General features: G+C 67.2%; 24 protein-coding genes. 13 read left to right on the forward strand and 11 right to left on the reverse strand.

Going from position 1 to position 24,557, the window contains the following annotated elements; genetic code table 11:
- The first annotated feature begins 2 nt into the window (after positions 1–2).
- Complete coding sequence (locus U6115_RS18760; RefSeq protein WP_043575692.1) at positions 3–533, forward strand: FixH family protein; 531 nt, start codon at positions 3–5, stop codon at positions 531–533.
- Between the two features lie 37 nt (positions 534–570).
- On the opposite strand, the gene U6115_RS18765 is transcribed toward U6115_RS18760, so the two are convergent.
- On the reverse strand, positions 571–1,776 hold the full coding sequence (locus U6115_RS18765) for an MFS transporter (protein WP_043575694.1): 1,206 nt from the start codon (positions 1,774–1,776) through the stop codon (positions 571–573).
- Between the two features lie 90 nt (positions 1,777–1,866).
- Here U6115_RS18765 and U6115_RS18770 point away from each other — a divergent pair, with 90 nt between their 5' ends.
- Positions 1,867–3,543 (forward strand): SgrR family transcriptional regulator, encoded by a 1,677-nt coding sequence (locus U6115_RS18770; RefSeq protein WP_043575696.1) that lies wholly within the window; start codon positions 1,867–1,869, stop codon positions 3,541–3,543.
- A gap of 6 nt (positions 3,544–3,549) precedes the next feature.
- Here the strand turns inward: U6115_RS18770 and U6115_RS18775 are convergent, their stop codons facing one another.
- Positions 3,550–3,894: a hypothetical protein gene (locus U6115_RS18775; protein ID WP_052258087.1), complete on the reverse strand. Its 345-nt coding sequence runs from the start codon at positions 3,892–3,894 to the stop codon at positions 3,550–3,552.
- On the reverse strand, positions 3,894–4,370 hold the full coding sequence (locus U6115_RS18780) for a YbaK/prolyl-tRNA synthetase associated domain-containing protein (protein WP_043575698.1): 477 nt from the start codon (positions 4,368–4,370) through the stop codon (positions 3,894–3,896). Before U6115_RS18780 ends, U6115_RS18775 begins: the two co-directional genes overlap by 1 nt.
- Positions 4,371–4,520: 150 nt before the next feature.
- Here U6115_RS18780 and U6115_RS18785 point away from each other — a divergent pair, with 150 nt between their 5' ends.
- On the forward strand, positions 4,521–5,096 hold the full coding sequence (locus U6115_RS18785) for a class I SAM-dependent methyltransferase (RefSeq protein ID WP_047257970.1): 576 nt from the start codon (positions 4,521–4,523) through the stop codon (positions 5,094–5,096).
- A gap of 122 nt (positions 5,097–5,218) precedes the next feature.
- A complete protein-coding gene (locus U6115_RS18790) occupies positions 5,219–5,839 on the forward strand; it encodes a glutathione S-transferase family protein (RefSeq protein WP_043575700.1) in 621 nt (206 codons plus the stop codon).
- Between the two features lie 48 nt (positions 5,840–5,887).
- Here U6115_RS18790 and U6115_RS18795 read toward each other — a convergent pair whose 3' ends face one another.
- A complete protein-coding gene (locus U6115_RS18795; RefSeq protein ID WP_043575703.1) occupies positions 5,888–7,276 on the reverse strand; it encodes a tryptophanase in 1,389 nt (462 codons plus the stop codon).
- A gap of 153 nt (positions 7,277–7,429) precedes the next feature.
- Between U6115_RS18795 and U6115_RS18800 the strand changes: the two genes are divergently transcribed.
- From U6115_RS18800 to U6115_RS18825, 6 genes are all read left to right on the forward strand, one after another.
- Positions 7,430–7,708 (forward strand): hypothetical protein, encoded by a 279-nt coding sequence (locus tag U6115_RS18800; protein WP_146008450.1) that lies wholly within the window; start codon positions 7,430–7,432, stop codon positions 7,706–7,708.
- 142 nt (positions 7,709–7,850) lie between these two features.
- Complete coding sequence (locus tag U6115_RS18805; protein ID WP_052258088.1) at positions 7,851–9,227, forward strand: peptide MFS transporter; 1,377 nt, start codon at positions 7,851–7,853, stop codon at positions 9,225–9,227.
- Between the two features lie 125 nt (positions 9,228–9,352).
- Complete coding sequence (locus U6115_RS18810; RefSeq protein ID WP_043575707.1) at positions 9,353–10,822, forward strand: ArnT family glycosyltransferase; 1,470 nt, start codon at positions 9,353–9,355, stop codon at positions 10,820–10,822.
- A gap of 17 nt (positions 10,823–10,839) precedes the next feature.
- Positions 10,840–11,853 carry a glycosyltransferase family 2 protein gene (locus U6115_RS18815; protein WP_052258089.1) on the forward strand — a complete coding sequence of 338 codons (1,014 nt, stop codon included), beginning with the start codon at positions 10,840–10,842 and terminating at the stop codon, positions 11,851–11,853.
- Positions 11,850–12,239 (forward strand): GtrA family protein, encoded by a 390-nt coding sequence (locus tag U6115_RS18820; RefSeq protein WP_043575709.1) that lies wholly within the window; start codon positions 11,850–11,852, stop codon positions 12,237–12,239. The genes U6115_RS18815 and U6115_RS18820 overlap by 4 nt, the downstream gene beginning before the upstream one ends.
- A 66-nt stretch (positions 12,240–12,305) precedes the next feature.
- Positions 12,306–13,106 carry a ChbG/HpnK family deacetylase gene (locus tag U6115_RS18825; RefSeq protein WP_230623373.1) on the forward strand — a complete coding sequence of 267 codons (801 nt, stop codon included), beginning with the start codon at positions 12,306–12,308 and terminating at the stop codon, positions 13,104–13,106.
- A gap of 7 nt (positions 13,107–13,113) precedes the next feature.
- Here U6115_RS18825 and U6115_RS18830 read toward each other — a convergent pair whose 3' ends face one another.
- Positions 13,114–13,788, reverse strand: coding sequence for a TIGR01621 family pseudouridine synthase (locus U6115_RS18830; RefSeq protein ID WP_043575713.1), 675 nt, complete (start codon positions 13,786–13,788; stop codon positions 13,114–13,116).
- A gap of 82 nt (positions 13,789–13,870) precedes the next feature.
- Complete coding sequence (locus U6115_RS18835) at positions 13,871–14,350, reverse strand: acyl-CoA thioesterase (RefSeq protein ID WP_043575715.1); 480 nt, start codon at positions 14,348–14,350, stop codon at positions 13,871–13,873.
- Positions 14,351–14,446: 96 nt separating this feature from the next.
- Here U6115_RS18835 and U6115_RS18840 point away from each other — a divergent pair, with 96 nt between their 5' ends.
- A complete protein-coding gene (locus U6115_RS18840) occupies positions 14,447–15,154 on the forward strand; it encodes a putative metalloprotease CJM1_0395 family protein (RefSeq protein ID WP_052258090.1) in 708 nt (235 codons plus the stop codon).
- Here U6115_RS18840 and U6115_RS18845 read toward each other — a convergent pair.
- Positions 15,145–17,580, reverse strand: a complete 2,436-nt coding sequence (locus tag U6115_RS18845; protein ID WP_230623374.1) for a heavy metal translocating P-type ATPase — start codon at positions 17,578–17,580, stop codon at positions 15,145–15,147. The genes U6115_RS18840 and U6115_RS18845 overlap by 10 nt on opposite strands.
- An 80-nt stretch (positions 17,581–17,660) precedes the next feature.
- Here U6115_RS18845 and U6115_RS18850 point away from each other — a divergent pair, with 80 nt between their 5' ends.
- The gene (locus U6115_RS18850) at positions 17,661–18,167 is read left to right on the forward strand and encodes a Cd(II)/Pb(II)-responsive transcriptional regulator (RefSeq protein WP_043575717.1); all 507 of its coding nucleotides are present in this window, start codon (positions 17,661–17,663) and stop codon (positions 18,165–18,167) included.
- A gap of 72 nt (positions 18,168–18,239) precedes the next feature.
- On the opposite strand, the gene U6115_RS18855 is transcribed toward U6115_RS18850, so the two are convergent.
- Positions 18,240–18,923: an LrgB family protein gene (locus U6115_RS18855; RefSeq protein ID WP_043575719.1), complete on the reverse strand. Its 684-nt coding sequence runs from the start codon at positions 18,921–18,923 to the stop codon at positions 18,240–18,242.
- A complete protein-coding gene (locus tag U6115_RS18860) occupies positions 18,913–19,356 on the reverse strand; it encodes a CidA/LrgA family protein (RefSeq protein ID WP_043575722.1) in 444 nt (147 codons plus the stop codon). Before U6115_RS18860 ends, U6115_RS18855 begins: the two co-directional genes overlap by 11 nt.
- Positions 19,357–19,460: 104 nt before the next feature.
- Here U6115_RS18860 and U6115_RS18865 point away from each other — a divergent pair, with 104 nt between their 5' ends.
- Complete coding sequence (locus U6115_RS18865) at positions 19,461–20,351, forward strand: LysR family transcriptional regulator (RefSeq protein ID WP_043575861.1); 891 nt, start codon at positions 19,461–19,463, stop codon at positions 20,349–20,351.
- A 76-nt stretch (positions 20,352–20,427) separates the two neighbouring features.
- Here the strand turns inward: U6115_RS18865 and rlmB are convergent, their stop codons facing one another.
- Both rlmB and U6115_RS18875 read right to left on the reverse strand, forming a co-directional pair.
- The gene (gene rlmB, locus U6115_RS18870; protein ID WP_043575725.1) at positions 20,428–21,177 is read right to left on the reverse strand and encodes a 23S rRNA (guanosine(2251)-2'-O)-methyltransferase RlmB; all 750 of its coding nucleotides are present in this window, start codon (positions 21,175–21,177) and stop codon (positions 20,428–20,430) included.
- A gap of 59 nt (positions 21,178–21,236) precedes the next feature.
- Entirely contained in the window at positions 21,237–24,506 is a 3,270-nt protein-coding gene (locus U6115_RS18875) for a sensor domain-containing protein (RefSeq protein WP_047244440.1), read from the reverse strand.
- Positions 24,507–24,557 lie beyond the last annotated feature (51 nt).

Below are 24,557 nucleotides of genomic sequence, written 5' to 3' on the forward strand. Positions count from 1 at the left end.
ACATGCAACACACCGCCCACCCGCCCCGCCCCTGGTACCGCGAACCCTGGCCGTGGATCCTGTTCGGCATCCCGCTGGTCTCCATCATCGTCGGCATCGGCTTCCTCGCCGCCGCCATCAAGTCGGACGACGGCCTGGTGACCGACGACTACTACAAGAAGGGCAAGGCCATCAATATGGAGCTGCGGCGCGACAAGGCCGCCGCGCGGATGGGGCTGACCGCGCAATTGATGCTGGGCAGCGACGGCCGCAGCCTGCGCCTGGTCACCAGCAGCAAGGCGCCGCTGCCAGACACCATCGCGCTGAGCATGATCCACCCGGCGCAGGACGACTACGACCTGTCCGCCGAAATGACGCTGGCCGGCCCCAATCTGTACCAGGGCATCCTGCCCAAGACGCCGGTCATCGCCAACCACTGGTACATCCAGCTGGAAGACCACGCCAAGACCTGGCGCATCCAGGGCGAGTGGAAGCCCGGCGAAGGCCCGATGGTGCAGCTGGGCCAGCCCAAGCTGGAGCCGGCCGCCAATTAAGCGCCGGGCGGACCGCCCGCCAGCGGGCCGTCGGCGCTCAGACCAGCGTCCTTACCCGGCTCAGCCCGCACAATAGCGCCGCCCCCGCCTGCCAGACCGCCGTCGCCAGCATCAAATCCCGCAGCGGCATGTCCGCCGACAGCGCGCCGCCCAAAACCAGCGCCAGCGGCATCAGCAGCTTGAACAAGGAACCGGTCAGGCCGGACACCCGGCCGATCAGCGCTGTCGGCGTCGCCTCCTGGCGGTAGCTCCACACGCCGACATTGCCGCACACCACCGCGAAGCTCTGCAGCGCCATCGCCGCCGCCAGCCAGCGCAGATCGCCAAGCCACGCCTGCGCCGCCATGCCGGCCGCCTCCAACAGCAAAGCCAGGCAGATCATCCGCCCCAGGCCCAGCGCCTTGCGCACCCGCGCCACGCACAAGCCCGCCGCGATGCCGCCCGCGCCGGCGCAGCCGAACAGCAGCCCCAACTGGCCGGGCGAAAAACCCAGCTGGTCGCGGGCGCGGAACAGAAACAACACCTCGGCGACGCCTGCCGCGCCATTGGCCAGCACCACCACCCAGCTCAGCTGCCACAACGCCGAATTGCCGCGCAGCGCCCGCCAGCCGGCGGCCAATTCCGCCCCAAAACGCCGCTCGCCGGCCTGTCCCGGCCCTGGCGCCGGCACCCTGGCCATCAGCAGCGCCGACAACAAAAACATCAGCGCCGGCACGCCCAGGCTCCAATGCGGACGCGCCCAGGCGATCAACAGTCCGGACAACACCGGACCGCTGACGGCGAACACGTCGAACAAGCTGCCCAGATAACCATTGGCCTGCACCAGCTGCGCCGGCGGCACGCTCTCCTTCACCAGCGCCATCCGGCAGATGGCGGTCACGTAGTTGCACAGCATCACGCAAAAGGTCAGCGGATAGAACAGCCATGCGGCCATCCAGCCGCCGGCCAGCGCCAGCGCGCAAACGCCCAGCAGCGCGGCCATCGCCAGCAAGGCGCGCTGCGCCCAGCGGCGGCGGCATACCCGGTCCACCCACACGCCGATCACCGCCGCCAGCAGCAGATTGGGCAAAAACTCCACCGCGCGCAGATTGCTCATCGCCGCCAGCGAATGGGTCAGCTCGTACAGGATCAAGGGCAGGGCCAGCTGATAGATCTGGCCGCCCAGCGCCAGCAGCGCGGTGGAAGCGAACAGGCCGGCGAACACCGGCTGCCGCCATAAAGAAAGGGAAGAAACCGCGGACATGCGCGCTCCATGACATTTGACAGAAGCGGCAGTATCCGGCACAAAAGCGGGAATAAAAATGGAACAAATCAAAACCATTCCTCCCCTTTTATGCGCCTGCTCCAACACTACCAGCGACTGAGCCTGGCCTACCCCGCCCACGACGGCCCGGCGCGGCTGGCCGACATCGCCGCCGCCCTGCATTGCAGCCCGCGCCACGCCCGCGAACTGCTACAGAGCATGGCGGATAACGGCTGGCTGCGATGGCAGCCCGGCCAGGGGCGCGGCCATGCGTCGCGGCTGCGGCTGCTGGCGCCGGCCAGCCAGCTGGAAAGGGAAGCGGCGCGCGGGTTCCTGGCCAACGGCGACATCGAAAAAGCGATGCGGCTGCTGCCCGCCGCCGCGCGCCGCCAAATCACCGAATTGCTGCCGGCCTATCTCGGCGTCGCCCCGTCCGAACCGCAGACGCTGCGCCTGCCCTTCTACCGGCCGCTGCACAGCCTGGACCCGGTCCAGATCAACCGCCGCACCGAGTGCCACCTGATCCGCCAGATTTTCGACGGACTCACACGCTACGACCGCGCGCGGGGGCAAATCGTCCCAGCGCTGTCTCATCATTGGCGCCATGACGGCGAATGGCGAAACTGGCGCTTCCATCTGCGCCCCGGCGTCGTTTTCCACAACGGCCGCGCGCTGGATGGCGAAGACGTCCGCCAGACGCTGCTGCGGCTGCGCGACGAGGCCGGCCCGCATCAGCGCCTGTTCGCGCATCTGGCTGATGTGAACCTGCCGGCGCCGCTGACCGTCCACATCCGCCTGACCCGCCCCGATGCTTTGTTGCCGCGGCGGCTGGCCGACAGCGCCGCCTCCATCCTGCCGCGGGAATGCTGGCCGCAAGCCGATTTCGGCCGCTTCCCCATCGGCACCGGCGCATTCCGGCTGGAGGCCAACAACGACTATCGCGCCACGCTGCGCGCCTTCGACCGCCACTGGAAGGAAAGGCCGCTGCTGGACGCGGTGGATATCTGGGTGGTGGACGATCCCGAGGTGAAGGCCAGGCTGGACGCGCGCTTCTGCCATCCCGGCGAACCGGGCGGCCAACCGTCGCTGCGCCGGCTGGAGGCTGGCTGCAGCTATCTGGCGGCGAATCCGGCCCGGCTGGACTCTGTTCAACGGCGGGCGCTGGCCGACTGGCTGCATCCGGCCGTCTGGCAGGCCCCGCTGCCCGGCGAAGCGGCGCTGGGCATGCTGCCGCAATGGCGGCACCGGCCGGCGCCCATCCAGCCGCCGGCGCCTCGGCTGCCGGCGACGCTGCGGCTGGCCACCTACCAGTTGCCCGACCATATCGAGCTGGCCGAGGCGGTGGCGCGCCGGTTGCGGGACGCCGGCTGCCGCATCGAGCTGACGGTGATGCCCTACCCCGACTTCGCCCGCTGCGACTGGCTGGACGGCGCCGACCTGCTGCTAAGCGGCGAAGCGATGGCCGACGACGTGGATTTCGGCGTCTATCAATGGCTGTGCCAGGACGCCGGCTACCACTGCTGGCTGGAAGCGGCGGCCCGGCACAGAATGCGCGCGGCGGAACAACAACTGGCGATGGAGCCGGACGCCGAACGGCGCTGGCAGGGCTATGAGGCGCTGGCGCGCGCGCTGGTGGCGGAAGCCAGCCTGATTCCGCTGCGCCACCATGAACAGGCGATGGCGTTCGCGCCGCAATTGCAGGACGTCACGCTGGCGCAGTGCGGCTGGATGGATTTCGACCAGGCCTGGCTGGCCGCGCCGGATTGAGCCGGCTCAGATCGACAGGTCCGCGTGGTAGCGCAGCCAGAAAGCCTCGCGGCAGCCGTTGTCGAAACTCTTGCGCATCGGCTCTATCCCGGGCGAGCCGCCCAGCTCCAATACTTCATAGGTAATCCAGCTCTCGGCGCAGACCAGCTCGCTGGGGTAATCGTCCACCTCTATGCTGCGGCGGATCGCCACGCCGTTGTCGAAGCGGTACACCCGCTCCCGCAGCGTCACCTCGCAGTCGGCCTCGCGCCAGCTGTCCTGCTTATCTTCGCGGCCGACGATGCGCTCGGCGCCGGCGCCGCCCATGATCGCCCGCGCGTAGCCGGCCAGCGGCTCGCTCGCGCCGGTCATCAGGCGCTCTCCTTGCGGATGTCGGCCAGCAGCGGTTGCGCGAGCCGGCGGTAATCGTCGCCGTTCAGCACGATGGACGCGTCCAGCCGGCCGGCGTTGAAGGCGATCTCCGAATAACGCGCCAGCAGCTGCGGATCCACCACCAGCCGGATGACCGGGCTGAAGCTGAACGGCGGAATCGAGCCGATCACGCAGCCGGTGGCCGCTTCGACCTCGGCCGCGTCCGCCAGCTTCACCTTGCGCGCGCCGATGGCGGCGGCCACCTTGGCGAAATCCACCCGTTCGTCGCCAGGCAGCACCGCCAGCACGAATTGGCCGGTCTGATCCGCCACCTTGCACAACATCGCCTTGGCCCCCTGACCCGCCTCGGTGCCGCGGACATCGGCCACCTTGCGCGAATTGCCCTCGGCCGGATGCTCGATCACCCGGTAGCGGGCGCCCCCTGCCGTCAACAGCTGCCGCAAACGTTCAAACATGCCTGCCCTCCCTTCGCCGGGCCACGCCCGGCTCATTGTCCAGATGATGGTGCCGGCAGCTGGCATCCGCAAGCCGGCCGCCGCGAAATTTTGCCGGCGGCCTCGGCCGCGGCTACACTGCCAATCACCCCGACTCCAGCGGTAATCGGCATGCTCAAACTCAATCTCGGCTGCGGCCACGACCGGCGCCCCGGCTTCCTCAACGTCGACTCCCAGGCGGCCTGCCACCCCGATCTGGTGGCGGATCTGGAACAGTTTCCCTGGCCCTGGGACGACAACTCGGTGGACGAGATCCTGATGAGCCATGTGCTGGAACACCTGGGCGCCAGCAGCGCAACCTATCTCGGCATCATCAAGGAGCTGTACCGGGTATGCGCGCCCGGCGCGCTGGTCACCATCATCGTGCCGCACCCGCGCAGCGACAACTACCTGGCCGACCCCACCCATGTGCGCCCCATCACCGCGGCCGGCCTGCACATGTTCAACCAGGAGCTGAACCGGCAATGGATGGCCGAAGGCAGCTCCAACACGCCGCTCGGCGTTTACCTGGGCGTGGATTGGGTGATGGAGTCATCGGACGTGAAGATTCTGGAGCCCTGGGCCACCCGCTTCAACAGCGGCCAGGTCAATGAAGGCGACATCAGCATGGCGGTGCAGAACTTCTTCAATGTGATAGGCGAATGCACCTTCCACATGCGCATCCACAAACCCGCCACCGCCATTTGACACCCTCCCGCGCGCTTGCCGCCCCTCGCCCGGCCATGCATCATGCATGAACGGCGCGCGCCGGCTCCCTCTCCGGCCATGTCCGCTCCCGCCGCAATCTCCGCACAGAAAGGCGCCAGTCCATGTCGAAAGAGCTTGTCTTCTATACCAACCCGCAATCGCGGGCCAATATCGTGCACTGGATGCTGGAGGAGGTGGGCGCGCCCTACCGCCCGGTGCTGCTGGAATACGGCGCCGCGATGAAGGCGCCCGAATACCTGGCCGTCAACCCGATGGGCAAGGTGCCGGCCATCCGCCATGGCGAACAGATCGTCACCGAAGGCGCGGCCATCTGCGCCTATCTCGCCGACGCCTTCCCCGAGGCCGGCCTGGCCCCGGCTCCGGCGGCGCGCGGCGACTACTACCGCTGGCTGTTTTTCGTCGCCAGCTGCGTCGAACACGCCTGGACCAACCAGGCCGCCGGCTTCACCCCCAGCGCGGAGCAGCAGCGGATGTTCGGCTACGGTTCCTACGAGGCGACGATGGACACCCTGGCCAAGGCGGTGGCCGGCCGCCGCTACCTGGCCGGCGACCGTTTTTCCGCCGCCGACGTGTATGTCGGCCGCACCATAGGCTATGGCATCGAGTTCGGCAATATGCGCGACAGGCCGGAGCTGGTCGCCTACTGGAACAGCCTGAAGGATCGCCCCGCCCTGCTGCGCGCCAGCGAACAGGCCGAGCGCTGGCAAGCGCAGCAGCCGTAAGCTTTGCCCGACGGCGACGGCCTCGGCCGCCGCCTCTGCCAATCCGCGCTACGCCGGCCTCAGCCGCGCCATGAAGTGGCGCAGTATCGCCGGCTCGTAATCGAACGCCAGCCCGCGCACTTCGGCGGCGCGCCGCTTCACCTCCACCAGGCAGTCGGCGATGTAGTCCATATGGTCGTTGGTGTAGACCCGGCGCGGCACTGTCAGCCGCATCAATTCGAACGGCGACGGCTCCTGCAAGCCGCTAGCCGGGTTGCGGCCCAGCAGCAAGGAACCGATCTCCACCGCCCTCACCCCGCCCTCCAGATACAGCTCGCAGGCCAACGCATGCGCCGGAAAGCGCTCGGCCGGGATGTGCGGCAGCAGGCGCGCGGCGTCGACGAACACCGCGTGCCCGCCGGTCGGGGTCTGGATCGGTACCCCGCCTTCGCGCAGCCGCTCTCCCAGATATGCCACCTGGCCGATGCGGTAGCCGAGAAAGGCGTCGTCCATCCCCTCCCGCAGCCCTATCGCCAATGCCTCCATGTCGCGGCCGGCCAGGCCGCCGTAAGTGACGAAGCCCTCCATCGGCACGCAGTTCACCTGCACCGCGCGGAACAGCGCCTCGTCGTCCTTGAAGCAGCACAAGCCGCCCATGTTCACCAACGCGTCCTTCTTGGCCGACATGGTGAACATGTCGCCATGCGAAAACATCTCGCGCACGATGGCGGCGATGCTGCTGCCGGCGTAGGCCGGGTCGCGCTCGCGGATGAACCAGGCGTTTTCGGCGAAGCGCGCGGCGTCGATGACCAGCGGAATGCCGTGCTCGCGCGCCAGCTTCCCCACCGCGCGGATATTGTCCATCGCCACCGGCTGGCCGCCGGCGCTGTTGCAGGTGATGGTGACGATGATGCCGGCGACATTGGCGGCACCCTCATCGGCGATGATCGCCGCCAGGCGCGGCACGTCGAAGTTGCCCTTCCAGTCGTAAGGCGCGGCGGTGTCCAGCGCTTGCGGCGTCAGCACATTGACCGCCCGCGCGCCGGCCAGCTCGACGTGGGCCTTGGTGGTGTCGAAATGATAATTGGACAGGAATAGCGGCCGCGCGCCGCGGCAACGCTTGACCAATTCCGGGAAAAGGATCTGTTCGGCGCCGCGCCCCTGGTGGGTGGGGATGGTGTGGGCGTAGCCGAACAACTCCCGCACGGTGTCGGCCAGGCGGAAAAAACTGCGGCTGCCGGCATAGGCTTCGTCGCCGGTCATCAGGCCGGCCCATTGCCGGTCTGACATCGCGCCGGTGCCGCTATCGGTCAGCAGGTCGATGTACACGTCTTCGGAGCGGAGCAAAAAGGGATTCCAGCCGGCGGCGTCCAGCGCTTGGCGGCGGTATTGCGGAGTGGTCTGGTGGATGGGCTCCACCATCTTGATGCGGTAGGGCTCGGGAATGCGTCGTGCCATGGTGCGTCTCCTGGCGCGGGCGCGCGGCGGCGCGCACGGACATCCGCGCTGAAACCGGGGAAAAGGGGAAGACCGGCGAAGGAGCGCTCAGGCGCGCGGAAAGTCGAACGTCAGGATGATGTCGAGGGTGTACCAATTGGGGCGCGGCCCCCCATGCAGGGTCTGCGCCGGGCAAGCAAAGGGCGGAATATTCATCGCTGCGCCTTGGGCCGTTGGCGGAAAACCGGCCCTGATCGAGCGGGCCTGTCAGCCCAAGATAGCCGCGCCGCGACAGACATTCAACCGTGGAATATCGATACAGAAAAGGTATTGACCAATCAATTGTATACAGTAAACGATAGCCATCATGAAGAAAAAGCATGGCAACCAATTAAATCGCCCAATAAAAATCATCAAAAAAACAAGGCAAATGCTCTAATTATTACAATGTAATTAACAATTCGCTAAAAAAATTTTCACATCTCAACATTTAGTCGATATGATCGTGCGCTGCCTACAAAATCCAAGGCATACATAAAAAACAACAACACCGCTCGTTGAGGCGATGTCTCAAGTCACACAAGGAAAAATCTCTATGTCGACACAATCGCATCCCAAGGGGCTCTACCTGCTCTTTGTGACCGAGATGTGGGAGCGCTTCAGCTACTACGGCATGCGCGCCATCTTCACGCTCTACATGATCAAGGCTCTGCTGTTCGACAAGGCCCATGCCTCGGACATCTACGGCACCTACACCGGCCTGGTCTACCTGACGCCGCTGGTGGGCGGCTACATCGCCGACCGCTACTGGGGCAACCGCCGCTCCATCCTGCTGGGCGGCGTGCTGATGGCCATCGGCCAGTTCATGCTGTTCTTCTCCGGCTCGCTGCATGAGACCAACGTCGGCGCCGCCTCCTGGCTGCTGTACGGCGGCCTGGGCTTCCTGATCGCCGGCAACGGCCTGTTCAAGCCGAACATCTCGTCGATGGTGGGCCAGCTGTACGCGCCGGGCGACAAACGCGTCGACTCCGCTTTCACCATCTTCTATATGGGCATCAACGCCGGCTCGCTGTTCGCGCCGCTGGTGTGCGGCACCCTGGGCGACACCGGCAACCCGGCCGACTTCAAGTGGGGCTTCATGGCCGCCGGTTGCGGCATGCTGCTGTCGCTGGTCATTTTCAGCCTGTTCAAGAACCAGTATCTGGTGACGCCGGAAGGCAAGCCTATCGGCCTGGCGCCGAAGCGCCACCACGACAGCGGCGAAAAAGTGGTGCACGCGCCGCTGACCAGCATCGAGAAACAGCGCCTGGCTGTGATCCTGATCGTGTCCGCCTTCGTGATCTTCTTCTGGTCCGCCTTCGAGCAGGCCGGCGCCTCGCTGACCTTCTTCGCCGAAGAGCAGACCAACCGCAACCTGCTGGGCTACACCGTTCCCGCCTCGTTCTTCCAGTCGATCAACCCAATCTCGGTGGTGCTGTTCGCGCCGCTGTTCGCCTGGATCTGGACCAAGCTGGGCAACAAGGGCATGGAACCCTCGTCGCCGGCCAAGATGGCGCTGGGCCTGTTCTTCCTGGCCATCGGCTACCTGGTGATCGCCTTCGGCGTCGACGGCCTGCAGCCGGGCGTCAAGGTCAGCATGCTGTGGCTGGTCAGCCTGTACATGCTGCACACCTTCGGCGAACTGAGCCTGTCTCCCATCGGCCTGTCGCTGGTGGTGAAACTGTCGCCGGCCCGCTTCACCAGCCTGATGATGGGCATCTGGTTCCTGTCCAACGCCGCCGCCAACAAGTTCGCCGGCACGCTGTCCGAGCTGTATCCGGACCCGGCCAAGCCGGTGCCGCACTTCCTCGGCTACGCGGTCAACAATCTGCACGATTTCTTCATGCTGTTCGTGTTCATGGCCGGCGCCAGCTCGCTGATCCTGTTCGCGCTGTCCTCCGTGCTGAAAAAGATGATGCACGGCCGCCAGTAAGGTATCGCCTGATCGCGCCAACGCCACCTTCGGGTGGCGTTTTGCGTTCCGGCGCGGGGCAGACGCCGGGCCCGCTCTGTGATAGCCTTGCGCCGGAACAATCGCGCTCTGAAACAAGACTCTGGATGAAAAACGCTGCAAGCTCCAATTGGCGGAAACACGCCGTTTACGCGCTGATCGCCCTGCTGTTGATACGCCTCGCGGCGCTGTGGGCCATTCCGCTGACCGACACCACCGAGGCGCGCTACGCCGAAATCGCCCGCAAGATGCTGGAAACCGGCAACTGGGTGACGCCGCTGCACGACTACGGCGTGCCGTTCTGGGCCAAGCCGCCGCTGTCCACCTGGCTGTCGGCGGCCAGCATGGGGCTGTTCGGCGTCAATGAATTCGCCGCCCGCCTGCCGGCGCTGCTGCTGGCGCTGGGCGCGCTGTGGCTGACCGCCGGCCTGATGCGCCGCCGCGGCGGCGACGAAGCCGCCACCGCCGCCGCGCTGCTGCTGGGCGGCGGCCTGCTGTTCTACGGCGCCGCCGGCACCGTGATGACCGACCCATCGCTGCTGTTCTGCGTCACGCTGAGCCAGGTCGCCTTCTGGCATGCGCTGCACGGCGGCGGCAAGGCCTGGCGCTACGCCTTCTTCGTCGGCCTTGGGCTTGGCCTCCTGGCCAAGGGGCCGCTGGACGTGGTGCTGGTGGGCATGCCCATCTTCTTCTGGGTGCTGATCCGCAACGAATGGAAACGGCTATGGACCGAGCTGCCGTGGATCTCCGGCACGCTGCTGGCCGCCGCCATCGCCCTGCCCTGGTATGTCTGGGCTGAAATCCGCACCCCGGGCTTCCTCAACTACTTCATCATGGGCGAACACGTCAGCCGCTTCCTCGACTCCGGCTGGAAAGGCGACAAATACGGCTTCGCCCACGCCACCCCGCGCGGCATGATCTGGCCCTACGCCTTCGGCGCGCTGTTCCCGTGGTCGATCGCCATGCTGGCCTGGCTGGCTAGCCAGGCGCGCCGGCTGCCGGCCATCGTCCGCGCCGGCGAGAACGATGGCTGGCTGCTGTACCTCTCGCTGTGGACGGTGATGACGCTGCTGTTCTTCACCTTGTCCGGCAACATCATTTTCCCGTACTCGCTGCCGATGCTGCCCGGCGCGGCACTGCTGATGGCCGAATTGTGGCGCCGCGGCCGCGGCGAGCGCGCCGGCCGCGCGCTGCCCTGGCTGGCGCTGTCGTCCGGCATTCTGGTGCTGGCCGGCATCGGCCTGCAGCGCTACGATGGCGCCAAATACTTCCGCACCCAGAAGCCGGTGATCGCCGCCTGGCAGCAACAAAGCCCCGCGGCCGGCGCCATCCTGATCTACTGGGACAGCCGCCGCGAATTCTCCGCCGAGTTCTACAGCCAGGGCAAAGTACGCACCACCGCCAAACCGGAGGCCCTGGCCGCCTTGCTGGCCGCCCACCCCGGCAGCTTCATCGTCACCGAGCAGCGCGACTACGCCAGCCTGCCGGCCGCGGTCGCCGCCGCTTACGCCAAGGCGGCGGAATTCCCGGTGATGAAGGACCGCATGCTGCTGCTGCGCCCCGCCGCCAGCCGCTGAACGCCCAGGACAGAATCATGACTGACACCCGCAAACCCGGCTTCGTCCCGCCTTACCTGCTGGAACTGCACGCGGCGGAACGCCCGCGCGACCCGCTGGTCAGCTGCATCATCCCGGCCTACAACGAGTCGGAAAACATCGTGCCGATGCTGGAGACGCTGCATCGGCTGCTGACGCAGCATGGCCTGCGCCACGAACTGGTGGTGGTGGACGACGGCAGCCGCGACGACACCGTGCCCAAGGTGCTGGAGGCTGGCCAGCGGCTGCCGGTCACGCTGATACAGCTGTCGCGCAACTTCGGCAAGGAAATCGCGCTCACCGCCGGCATCGACAATATCGCCGGCGACGTGGCGGTGCTGATAGACGGCGACTTCCAGCACCCGCCGGAAATGGTGCCGGTATTCCTGGAAAAATGGCGCCAAGGCTACGATATGGTGTACAGCGTGCGCGCCAACCGCGACAACGAAACCCTGGCCAAGCGCGCCTTCACCCGCGTGTTCTACGCGCTGCTCAACAGCGGCGCGCCGCTGAAAATCCCGGAAAACACCCAGGACTTCCGCGTGCTGGACCGCAGCATCCTCGACGCGCTGCGCCAGATGCCGGAGCGCAACCGCTTCATGAAGGGCCTGTACAACTGGGTGGGCTTCACCCAGCTGGCGATGGAAACCGAAACCCAGGAGCGCCGCGCCGGCAAGAGCAGCTTCAATTTCCGCAGCCTGTTCGGCCTGGGCCTCACCGGCCTCACCGCCTTCTCCAACATGCCGCTGCGGATCTGGACGCTGGTGGGCTGCGTGATTTCCATGCTGTCGATAGGCTACGCGATCTGGGAATTCATCCACACGCTGCTGTACGGCAACCGCGTCAGCGGCTGGCCGACGCTGGCAGTCGCCGTCACCTTCCTCGGCGGCGTGCAGCTGTTGTCGATCGGGATACTGGGCGAATACGTCGGCCGCATCTTCAATGAAGTGAAGGGCCGCCCCACCTACCTGATCAGCCGCATCAGCAAACCGCAGGCCGGGCGCGGCGCATGAGCCGGCAATTGTTCTGGTTCGGCGTGGTGGGGGTGTCGGCGATGCTGCTGCACTTCATGCTGGTGGCGCTGGTGATGGTGCCGCTGGGGCTGCCGCCCTTGGCCGCCAATGTGCTGGCCTTCCTGGCGGCCTTCCAGCTCAGCTACTGGGGCCACCGCCATTTCACCTTCGAGGCGCGCCACGTGCCGCACCGCCAGGCGCTGCCGCGCTTCTTCGGCGTATCCTGCCTGAGCTTCTGCGTCAACGAGGCGATGTATTTCCTGCTGCTGCGCTTCACCACGCTGGATTACCGGCTGTCGCTATGCATCGTGCTGTTCAGCGTGGCGGTGCTCACCTTCGTCCTCGGCAAGCTGTGGGCCTTCGCCGCTTCTCCGCAAACAAATTAACGTCTGGCATGCCGGATCGCTAAACTTTCCGGCCGCCGGACGGTCGTACTGTCCATGACAAAACGATTGACACTCTGCGCCGACGACTTCGCCCAGTCCGGCAGCATCAGCGCCGGCATCCTGCAATTGCTGGACGCCGGCCGCCTGTCCGCCACCAGCGTGATGAGCCAGTCGCCGCACTGGCCGTCGCTGGCGGCCGACCTCAAGGCCCGTTCGCAGCGCGCTGATATAGGCCTGCACTTCAATCTCACCCACAGCTTCGACGCGCCGGCCAAGCCGCTGTCGCACTGGCTGATGAAGAGCCAGCTGCGCCAGTTGTCGCTGCCGGCGCTGCGCGACGAGGCGCTGGCGCAGATCGACCGCTTCGCCGAGCATTTCGGCCGGCTGCCCGACTTCGTCGACGGCCACCAGCACGTGCACGCGCTGCCGGTGATACGCGACGCGCTGTTCGACGCGATACAGCGGCGCTGGCAACAGCTGCCGCTGCCCTATCTGCGCGCGCCGGACAAGCTGGGCCACCCGGGCGACAACCGCCTCAAGTCGCTGATCCTGCGCAGCGTCTGCATCAATTTCGACGAGCAGGCGCAGGAAGCCGGCTTCGCCACCACGCCGTGGTTCGGCGGCATGTATTCGCTGACCCCGCAAGCGGACTTCTCCGGCCTGATGCAAGCTTGGCTGGCGCGCAGCCCGGAACAGGCGCTGATCATGTGCCACCCAGGCCTGCCGGCCAGCGACGCCGACGATCCGATCGCCGCCAGCCGCAGCCGCGAATTCGACTACCTCTCCGGCGACGCCTTCGCCGAGCACTGCCGACAGCACAAAGTGGAGATCGTCCGCTTCCAGCCGGCCGCCGTCGCCGCCGCCTGATCCCGCCTCACGCTCCCGGCCAGCTCAGCGTCCACGGCTCGGCCAGCTCAGCCAGCAAGGCGCGGCAGGCCGGATCGGCGAAACGCTCGCCCTGCGATGGCGGACAGACGAAGCTGAACGCTTCGCCATCCAGCGCGAAGCGCAAGGCGTAGGCGTGCAGATAGCCGCGATCGGCCGCGCCGCCGCCGTACAGCGCGTCGCCCAAGATGGGCGCCCCCTGCGACTTCAGCGCCACCCGCAATTGGTGGGTCTTGCCGGTGCGCGGGCGCAATAAAAACAGCCGGATCCCCGGCTGCACCGAATAACTGAAAAACTGGGTGACCGCCGGATTGTCCTGGCTGGCCAGCAGCCGCCAGGCGCCGCCGCGGCCCTTGGCCATGTCGCCGCTCACCTTGCCCTGCTTCTTCAGCGGCTTGCGGTCGGACAGCGCCAGATAGTATTTCTCCACCTCGCGCCCGGCCAGCGCCTCGCCCAGTTGCCGCGCCGTCTCGGCGGAGCGCGCCACCAGGATCAACCCGGAAGTGATGCGGTCCAGCCGATGCACCGGCCACAGCGCGTCGTCGCCCAAGCCGGCGCGCAGCGCGTCCATCAGGCCGTCCTCTTCGCCTTCGCGGTGGAAGCTGGCGCCGGCGCGCTTGTCGACCAGGTAGAAACGGGGATCTTGGTGTATCAGGGTATACATGGGGGGCAATCGGCCGCGGGAAAACAAACGGCGATTGTAGAGCAGGCGCCGCCGCCGGAACAGCGGGCGGAGCCCGCCGGGATCACGCGATGGCGTCCTTGCGCTGCTGCATCTCGATGCGCAGCTGCTTGCGCATCTCCGCGCCGCGGAAACGGCGCTGCTGGTCCGGCGTGTCCAGCGCCAGCGGCGGCACCGCCACCGCCTTGCCGTCCTCGAACGCCACCATGGTGAAATAGCAGCTGTTGGTATGGCGCTGGCTGCGCTGCTGGATGTTTTCCGCCACCACCTTGATGCCCACCTCCATCGAGGTGCGGCCGACATGGTTGACGCTGGCGAGAAAAGTCACCAGTTCGCCGACATGGATGGCCTGCTTGAACAGCACCTGGTCCACCGACAGCGTCACCACATAACGGCCGGCGTAGCGGCTGGCGCAAGCATAGGCCACCTGGTCCAGCAGCTTCAGCAGCACGCCGCCGTGCACGTTGCCGGAAAAATTGGCCATGTCCGGCGTCATCAACACCGACATCACCAGTTCTCTTTGCCCCTGGGCCTGTTCATTCATGGTCTGCTCCCGCTGTGTACAAGCGGACATTCTGCCACGCCGATTGGAATAGCGGGCAGGCGCTTCTATACTGAAACGACAGAAGGAACGCGTTTCATGTCCATTTCCAGTGTAGCCGGCGGCTCTTCCAGCTACGGAATCAGCATGCATGGCGCCAATTGCCAATGCCCCGCCTGCCAAGCCCTGCGCTCGCAGGCCGCCGCCGTTGCCTCCGCGCCCTCCTCTCCCGCCCAAACCGCCAATGCCGCGGCGCCCGCCGCCGGGGGCCAGGCAGGCGCGGACGCCTCCGGCCAGAATGGCTCCGGCAACGCGAAAAACGCCCAGCAAGCCAATCCAGCCGCGCCGAAGGCGCCGGACGGCAAGCCGCTGAACGATGCGCAACAGAAAGAAGTGGAAGACCTGAAGGCGCGCGATACCGACGTGCGCCGCCATGAGGCCGCCCACCAGGCCGCCGGCGGCGCGCTGGCCGGCGCGGCCAGCTTCACCTACCAACAAGGCCCCGACGGCAAACAGTACGCGATAGGCGGCGAAGTGCCGATCCGCCTGAGCCAGGGCAACACGCCTCAGGAAACCATACAGAACGCCCAAACGGTGCGGGCCGCCGCGCTGGCGCCGTCCGACCCCTCAGGCCAGGACCGCGCGGTGGCGGCCGAAGCCTCGCAGATGGAACAGCAAGCGCGGACGCAGCTGCTGCTGCAGCAGAACGGCAATCAGCATCTCAGCCCGCTGCAGAAAGCCCAGCAAGCCGCCGCCCCGGGCGGCAGCCCGCAGGCCAAGGGCGGCAATATCGACACTTACGCCTGAACCCGGCGCGCCAGCCTGAGGCCGTTGGCGATCACGATCAGGCTGGTGCCGACGTCGGCGAACACCGCCATCCACAGGCTGGCCACCCCGGCCAGCGCCAGGCCGAAGAACAGCAGCTTGATGCCCAGCGCGACCGCGATATTGGCCTTCAGCACCCGCGCGGTGCGGCGGGCGTGGGCGATCAGGTCGGCCAGCCGCGACAGCTTGTCGTCCATCAGCGCCACGCCGGCGGTTTCCAGCGCGCTGTCCGAACCGGCCGCTCCCATCGCGATGCCCAGGTCGGCGCGCGCCAGCGCCGGCGCGTCGTTGACGCCGTCGCCCACCATAGCCACCTTGCCGCCCTGCTGCAGCCGCTCGATATGGCGCAACTTGTCCTGCGGCAGCAGGCCGCCGTAAGCCGCGCCGATGCCGGTTTGCCTGGCCACCGCTTGTGCCACCTGCGGGCTGTCGCCGCTGAGCATCACCGTTTCCACCCCCATCCGCTTCAGGCGCGCCAGGGTGGCCGCGGCTTCCGGCCGCGCCTGGTCGGCCACCGCCAGCACGCCCAGCGCCTGGCCGCCGTCCAGCAACACCAGCGCGCCCTCGCCGGCCATGTCCAGCGCCTGCAGCGTCTGCTCCAGCAGCGGCGTCATCGCGCCCTGCTCGTCCGCCAGCCGGCGGCTGCCCAGTTGCAAATGGCGTTCCGCCACCCAGCCGCTGACGCCCCGGCCTATCAGCTCGCTCACCTGGCTGGCGGCCGGCGCGCTCACGCCGCGCGCCGCGGCGGCATCCAGCACCGCGCGCGCCAGCGGGTGGGTGGAATGGCCGTCCAGCGCCGCCGCCCAGGCCAGCACGGTGTCTTCATCCTGGCCGGCCAGCGCCGTCACCCGGGTGACGCGCGGCTCGCCCTGCGTCAGCGTGCCGGTCTTGTCGAGGCAAACCGTGTCGATGCGGGCAGCCATCTCCAGCGGCGCGCCGCCTTTCACCAGCAAGCCGTGGCGCGCGGCCGAAGCCAGCGCGCTGACCACCGTCACCGGCGTGGCGATCACCAGCGCGCACGGGCAGGCGATCACCAGCATCACCAGCGCGCTGTAAATGGCCTGGTGCCAGGGCTGCAGCCCCGACAGCGGCGCGGCGACGGCGAACAGCGCTGCCAAGACCAGCACCACCGGGGTGTAGACCGCGGCAAAGCGGTCGATGAAGCGCTGCGTCGGCGCCTTGGACGCCTGCGCGTCGCGCACGGTGGCGATGATGCGCGCCAGCACCGAGCCGGACGCCGGCGCCGTGGTTTCGATTTCCACCACCCCCGCGCCGTTGATGCTGCCGGCGAACACCGCATCCCTGGGTCCCTTGTCCACCGGCAGGCTCTCGCCGGTGATGCTAGCCTCGTTGAAGCTGCTGTGGCCGTCGGCAATGCGGCCGTCCAGCGGCACCCGCTCGCCCGGGCGCACCCGCACCCGGCTGCCAACCGCCACTTCGGCGGCCGCCGTTTCGCGCCAGCCGCCAGCCGCCGCCACCCAGGCGGTTTCCGGCGCCAGCGCCATCAGCGCGCGCACCGCCTCGCCGGCCTTGGCCAGCGACATCGCCTCCAGCCTTTCCGCGATGGCGAACAGGAACAACACCATCGCCGCTTCCGGCCACTGGCCGATCAGCATCGCGCCGATCACGGCGACCGACATCAGGAAATGGATGTTCAGGGTGCGGGTGGACAGCGCGATCCAGCCCTTCTTCAAGGTGGGAATGCCGCCCAGCAGAATGGAGGCCAGCGCCAGCGCGGCCACCACCGGCTTGCCGTCGCCCAGGCTCCAGGCGGCGGCTTCGGCCGCGGCGGCGCTCAGGCCGGATACCAGCAGCAGCAGGTTGGCGCGGCGGCCGTGGCCTTGCGGCGCCAGCATCTTGGCGTCGGCTTCCAACTCCATCGCCTGCATGCCCACCTTGGCGATCGCCCGCTTCACTTCGTCCAGTTGCGGCAGGTCGTGGCGCAGCAGCAACACCCGCTCGATGAAGTTGAACTCCAGCGCCACCACGCCGTCCATGCCGGCCAACGCCTTTTCGATCAGCTTCGCCTCGGTCGGGCAGTCCATCGCCTGGATCTGCAGCCGAGAGCGCATGGCGCCGCGTCCCTGGCCCAATTGCACGCGCGCCGGGGCGGCGTGACCATGGCCATGCGAGCAGCCCGCGGCGTGTTTGTGGTCGTGGTCGTGGTCGTGGTCGTGGTCGTGGTCGTGGGCATGATCATGCGAATCGCCGTGATCGTGGGAACACGCCGCGCCGGGCTGAGGCGCTTGCTTGCCATGATCTTGGCCGCAAGCGCCACCAGCGTGGCCATGCGTCTTGGGTTCCAAAGCCAGCGCGGCTTCGGCCTTGGCCGAGCAGCAATCGCCGCCGTGGGCATGCTGGCGGTTCTGGTGCGGTGCAGCCTTGCGGTAACGCGTCGCGCTTGACATATGCGCCTCCATTGATAGTCTGGGCACATTGCACACCCTGTAGCCACTACAGGGTCAAGCGGATTCTATCGGGAGGCATCATGTTGATCGGGGAACTAGCGCGCCAGACCGGCTGCGAAGTGGAAACCATACGCTATTACGAACGCGAGGGACTGCTGTCGGCGCCGCTGCGCTCGGCTTCCGGCTACCGCTGCTATACCGCGGAGCAGCTGGGCGAATTGAACTTCATCCTGCACTGCCGCTCGCTGGGCATGTCGCTGGCCGACATCCGCAACCTGGCGGCGTTCAAGGCCGACCACCAGCACGATTGCGAGGACATCAACCAGCTGATCGATCAGCAGATCGTCAAGGTGCACCAGCAAGTGGAGGCGCTGCGCCTGCTGGAGCAGCAATTGCTGGCCCTGCGCGACAAGTGCCACGAAAGCCATCCAGCCGCCGACTGCGGCATTTTGCAGACACTGGTGGAGGCCGCCGAAGGCTCGCCCTGCGTCTGCCACACGCCGTTCGGCCAGGACAATCACGGCCACAGCCACGATTACGACCACGCGGGCAAAAAAAACGGCCGACCCCACAAGGGCCGGCCCTAATCAACGCTCGTTTCGGGGAGGAGAAACCCACCGACCGCCACCCCACCGACGGCCGGCTCACAACAAGAACCGTTAAATCCAATATCCGATCAAAGGCGCGGCGAACACCGTGGCCACGCCAGCCAGCATCATGGTGAGGCTGGCCACCACGCCCTCTTCCGCGCCCAGCTCCGCCGCCTTGGCCGTGCCCGCCGCATGGGCGGCGGCGCCGAACAAGGCCCCGCGGGCCAATGCCGAGCGCACCGGCAACACCGCCAGCATGAGCTGCCCGGCCATCATGCCGAACACCCCGGTCACCACCACGAACAAGGCGGTGAGGTCGGCCGAGCCGCCCAGCGTGTGCGAGGCCGCCAGCGCGAACGGCGTGCTGATCGAACGCGGCGCCAGGCTTTTCTGCATCATTTCCGACAGATCCAGCCAGCGCGCCAGCCACACCGAGCTGAACACCGCCACCGGAATCGCCACCAGCACGCCGCAGCTGAGCGACAGCCAGTGCTTCCGGATCAAGGCGCGCTGCTCGTAGATCGGTATCGCGAACGCCACCGTCGCCGGCCCCAGCAGCCAGGTCAGCCAGCGGGTATCGGCGAAATAGGTGGGATAAGGCACGCGGGCCAGCACCACCAGGCCGATCACCAGCAACGGCACCGCCAGAATCGGCGTGCTCCACCAGCTGCGGGTTTTCAGGTAATACTTTTTCACCAGTCCGTACAAGACCACCGTCAGTACGAACGAGACCAATGCGATTTCATGCTCCATGGACTTCCGCCTTCAGCTGCGCCTTGCGATTGCTGCCGCGCCGCCGCAACATCAGTTCCAGCCGGTAGCAGCGGTCCACCACCAGCGAGGTCACCGCCATCACCAGCATGGTGGACAGGCCGATCACCAGCACTATGCGCAGGCCGGAGCTCAGCACCAGCTGAGGGTATTGCACCACCGCCACCACCGCCGGGATGAAGAACAGCAGCATCTCCGCCAGCAGCCAGCGCGCGCCGTGCTTGAACCATTTCAGCGGTAGCAGGCCAGACCACAATCCGGCCAGCACCAGCAGCATGCCCAGCACGCCGGCCGGCATCGCCGGCAGAAAGCGCTGGCTCAGCTGGCTGGCCGCCAGCCACACCAGGCTCAGCAGCAACACCTGGCTGAAAGTCTGCAGCAAGGGCGCGAGGCGGTGAAACAAGCGGCTGGCCATGATCGGCTTCCATCAAAACTTAGGAGTTGGTGAAAGTATAGCCAGCCGGCATGCATTCTAAAAATGAATTAAAATTATCGACATGATTCCAAACAGGAATGGAAATGGACATCCGCGCGCTGCGTTATTTTGTCGAACTGGTGAAATGCCATAGCTTCACCAAGGCCGCCGACGCGCTGTTCGTCACCCAGCCCACCATCAGCAAGATGGTGAAGCAGCTGGAGGAGGAGCTGGGCATGCCGCTGATCCTGCGCGAAGGCCGCAGCTTCCGCCTGACCGATGCCGGCCGCGTCACCTACGAGCGCGGCCTGGACGTGCTGTCGGCGATGAACCAGCTCAAACACGAGCTGGCCGACCTGGCCTCGCTCAGCAGCGGCGAACTGGTGGTGGGCCTGCCGCCCATGGTGGGCGTGGCGTTCTTCGCGCCGGTGGTCAGCCATTTCCGCCGCCGCTACCCGCAGATCGAGCTGAAAATGGTGGAGGACGGCGCGCTCGGCATAGAAAGCCGGATCAAGAGCGGCGACCTGGAAATCGGCGTGGCGGTGCTGCCGGTGGACAGCCAGCTGTTCGACCATTATTCGGTGGTGCGCGACCCGCTGTGCCTGGTGGCGCCGGCCGGCTCGCGCTGGCATGGCCGCTCGCTGGTGCAACTGACCGACATCGCCGACCAGCCGCTGGTGCTGTACCCGGACGACTTCACGCTGAGCCGCCGCATCGGCGACGCCTTCCGCGAGCTGGGCAAGCCGCTCAACATCGTCGGCCGCAGCGCGCACTGGGACTTCATCGTCGAGCTGGTGGCGGCCAACCTGGGCATCACCCTGCTGCCGCGTTGCATCGTCAGCCGCCTCAACCCGGAGCAGTACGACGTGATCCCGTTGTACGACCCCAAGCTGTACTGGCACCTGGCGCTGATCTGGCAGCGCGGCGGCTATCTGTCGCACGCGGCGCGCGCCTGGCTCGCGCTGACGCGGGATGTGCTGGGCGGACAAGAGTAGCCCGCGACCGAATGAAAAATGCCGCCCGCCCGCAAGCGGGGGAGCGGCATCGCCTGGCGGCAGGCGCCGGATCGAATCAGCCCTGCGCCTTGACCACGCGCTGGCGGCGGCTTTCCGCCAGCACCATGCCGGACGATACCGACACGTTCAGGCTTTCGACGGTGCCGAACATCGGGATCGACACCAACACGTCGCAGTGCTCGCGCGTCAGTCGGCGCATGCCCTCGCCTTCGGCGCCCATCACCCAGGCCAGCGGGCCGGCGGCTTCGAAATGGTAGAGGTCGGTATCGGCTTCCATCGTGGTGCCGGCGATCCACACCCCATGGTCCTTCAGCTCGCGCAGCGTGCGCGCCAGATTGGTGACGGTGATGTAAGGCACCACCTCGGCCGCGCCGCAGGCCACCTTGGAGACGGTGGCGTTCAGCGTGGCGGAGCGGTCCTTCGGCGCGATGACGGCGTGCGCGCCCATCGCGTCGGCCACCCGCAGGCAGGCGCCCAGATTATGCGGGTCGGTGACGCCGTCCAGGATCAGCAAGAGCGGCGGCTCGGACAGGTTTTCCAGCACGTCGTCCAGGTCCACGTAGTTCATGCTGGCGTCTATCATCGCCACCACGCCTTGGTGGCGGGCGTTGCCGCTCATGCTGTCCAGGCGTTCCTTGTCGACGATGTGCAGCTTGATCTTTTCCTCGCCGGCCTTGTCCAGCACCGCCTTGGCGCGGGCGTCGTGGCGGCCGCCGGCCAGCCAGATTTCCAGCAGGCTCTTCGGGTTCTGCCACAGGCGGGCGTTGATGGCGTGGAAGCCGTGTATCAGGCGTTTGTTGCTCATGGCGGGGTCTCGATTCAGAATCCCGCCATTCTAGCGCCAAGCCGGGCCCAGGCCCAGCCTCACGCCGGAATGCCGGCCGCCTGGTCGCGCAGCTGCCAGCCGGCGGCCAGCGCCGCGAACTCCTGCGCCGGCAGCGGCCGGCTGAAATGATAGCCCTGCAGCGTGTGGCAGCCCTTGTTCTGCAAAAATGCCGCCTGCTCCTCGTTTTCCACCCCTTCGGCGACGACGTGGAATTTCAGCTTCTTGGCCATCGCCAGTATCGCCTCGGCGATGGCGGCGTTGTCCTCGTCCGCCGGCAGGCCGTCGACGAAGGACTGGTCTATTTTCAGCGTGTCCAGCGGGAAACGCTTCAGGTGCGACAGCGACGAGTAGCCGGTGCCGAAGTCGTCGATGGACAGCCACACCCCCAGCGCCTTCAGTTCCGACAGCAGGCTGACCGCCTCGGTCGGGCTTTGCATGATCATGCTCTCGGTGATTTCCAGCTCCAGCCGCTCCGCCGCCAGGCCCGCCGCCTGCAGCGCGCCGGCCACCTTGGCCGGCAAGGAGGGTTGGCCGAACTGGCGCGGCGACAGGTTCACCGCCAGCCTGGGCACCCGCACGCCTTCTCGGTCCCAGGCTGCCAGCTGGCGGCAGGCCTCGTGCAGCACCCAGTCGCCTATCGGCTTGATCAGGCCGGTTTCCTCGGCCAGCGCGATGAAGCGCACCGGCGGCACCAGGCCCAGCTGCGGATGGCGCCAGCGGATCAAGGCCTCGGCGCCCTCCAGCCGGCGGCTGCCGGCGCCCAACTGCGGCTGGAAGTGCAGCTCGAACTCGCCGCGCTCCAGCGCCATGCGCAGGCCGTTTTCCAGCAGCAGGCGCTCGAAGGTCTGGGTGTTCATGCCGATGTCGAAGAACTGATAGGTGTTCTTGCCGGAATCCTTGGCGCGGTACATCGCCACGTCGGCGTTCTTCAGCAGCGTGCGCGCGTCCTGGCCGTCGTGCGGGAACACGCTGATGCCTATGCTGCCGGTGATGAACACCTCGTGCGCTTCCAGGCTCAGCGGCCGCCCCAATTCGGCCAGGATGTCGCCGGCCATCTCGGCCAGCTGCTTGTGCTTGTCGAAGCCGCTCATCAACAGCGTGAACTCGTCGCCGCCCAGCCGCGCCAGCAGGCCGCGCTCGCCCACCACCCGCGACAGCCGCAGCGCGATCTCGCACAGCAGCTGGTCGCCGGCTTGGTGGCCGAAGGAGTCGTTGATCAGCTTGAAGCGGTCCAGGTCGATGAACATCACCGCCAGCTGGCCGCCTTGGCTGGCCATCTGCGCCAGCGCCTCGTCCAGCCTGGCGGTGAGGCTGCTTCGGTTGGGCAGCCGCGTCAGCGGGTCGTGGTTGGCCAGGAACTGCAGCCGCTCCTCCGCCTCCTTGCGCTGGGTGATGTCGGAAAACACCGCCACGTAATTGGACAGTTGGCCATCTTCATCGCGCAGCGCCGAGATCGACAGCTCCGCCGGATACCATTCGCCGTTCTTGCGCCGGTCCTGCATCTCGCCCTGCCAGTGGCCCAGCGTGGCCAGGGCCTCCTGCATCGCCTCGCGTTCGCGCTGGCCCAGGCTGAAAATGCGCGAAGCCCGGCCCAGCGTCTCCTCCTCGGCATAGCCGGTGATGCGGGTGAAGGCGTCGTTGACGGCGATGATGCGCGCCGCCGCATCCAGGATCAGGATGCCTTCGGCCGAGTTTTCGAACACCTTGGCCGCCAGCCTGAGGTTGGTGTCGGCCAGCAGGCGCTCGGAAATGTCCATCACCACGCCGATGATGGCCTTGCGCCCCTCCAGCTCGAACAGGCGGCTGTGCACCTCCATGTCCACCAGCACGCCGTCCCGGCGCAGCGCCCGGGTGGAGTAGTGCATCACCGCGATATTGTCGCGGAAGCGGCGCAGCACCTGCTGGCGCAGCCGGTTGGCCTCTCCCGGCGCCAGCACCTGGCCCATGGTCATGCCCGTCATCTGCTCCTGCTCGTAGCCGAGGATGTCGGCCAGCTTGGGATTGACGTAGACCAGCCGCTCGTCCTGCAGGATGTAGATGCCCACCAGCGACTGCTCCACCAGCGCCAGATAGCGCTCCTCGGCTTCGCGCTTGGCTTTCTGTTCGCGCTTGCTCAGCGTGATGTCGGTATCGACGCTGCCCACGCCGGCCGGACGGCCGGCGGCGTCGAACAGCGGAAACTTGGAGGCCAGCAGATAGGTTTCCAGGCCGTTCAGGCTGAAATGCTCCTCGAACTGGCGCGGCGCCAGCAAGTTGAGCACCTGCTGGTCCTGCTCGCGGATCTGGGCGGCGTCGGCGCGGTCGAACACGTCCTCCGGGCGCCGGCCCAGCAGCGACTGCGCCGACACGCCCACCCGGCGCGCATAGGCGGCGTTCACCAGCAAGTAGCGGCCCTCCATGTCCTTCAACGACATCATGGTGGGGCTGTTGTTGACCAGCGACTCGATCCGCGCCCGGAAGGTGCGCAGCGTCTCTTCATCCGCGCGGTGGCCGTCCATCAGGATCGCCACCAGGAGGCCGGACACGTTCAGCGCCAGCGCCAACAGCAGATCGGTGGAGGCGTTGCCCATGCCCGGATGCAGCGGCCAGTCCGACGACAGCGCCGCCAGCGACAAGGCCAGCGTCACCATGCCTGCGGTCAGCGCGGCGCCGCCCAGGCCGGTGCGGCAGGCCGCCCACAGGATGAGGGGGAAAAACAGCAGCTGGCTGGGAATGTTCAAGGCCGCCTGGCTGGACAGCAACAGCATGGCGCCGCCCGCCACCAACGCCAGGATCAGCGCCAGCTCGATGCGCAGCGGCAGGACCAAGCGTTGCCGCGGCGGCCAGGCCAGCGGCGCACACAGGAACAGCGCCGAACTCGCCGCCGCCCAGCACTGCCAGGTCCACGACCAGGGCGGCAGCCGCTGCCCGCCCGCCAGCCACGCGCCGGCGCCCAGCAGCAACGCCACCAGCAAAGCCGGGTACGCTATCAGCGTCAGCAGCAGATGCCTCAGCTCGCCGGGCGTGGCCGGCCGCGCGCGCGCGCGCAGCAAGCCGCCCAGGCGCAAACCCGGCAGAATCAGAAACAGCGAGCCGGCCAGCGCCAGCGCCCACAGCGGCGAAGCCGCCTCGCTGGCGATCAGCGCCGCCGCCAGCGGCCACCACCAGCTGCGCCGCGCGCCGCGGGCCAGCAGCTGCCAGCAGAACAGGCCGTGCGGCGCGAAGCTGGCCAAAGACAACACGGCCTGCGGACTGCGCGGCCACAGGGCCAGGCAGGCGGCAAACCCCAGGAAAACCAGCAACTCCTCCACCCAAGGTGTGGCTCTCACGCTCCATCCTTCTATTTCTTGTCGTCCGGTATGCCGGATCTTGCCGATCGC

The sequence above is a fragment of the Chromobacterium subtsugae genome (assembly GCF_035919665.1).
Classification (GTDB): Bacteria; Pseudomonadota; Gammaproteobacteria; order Burkholderiales; family Chromobacteriaceae; genus Chromobacterium; species Chromobacterium subtsugae.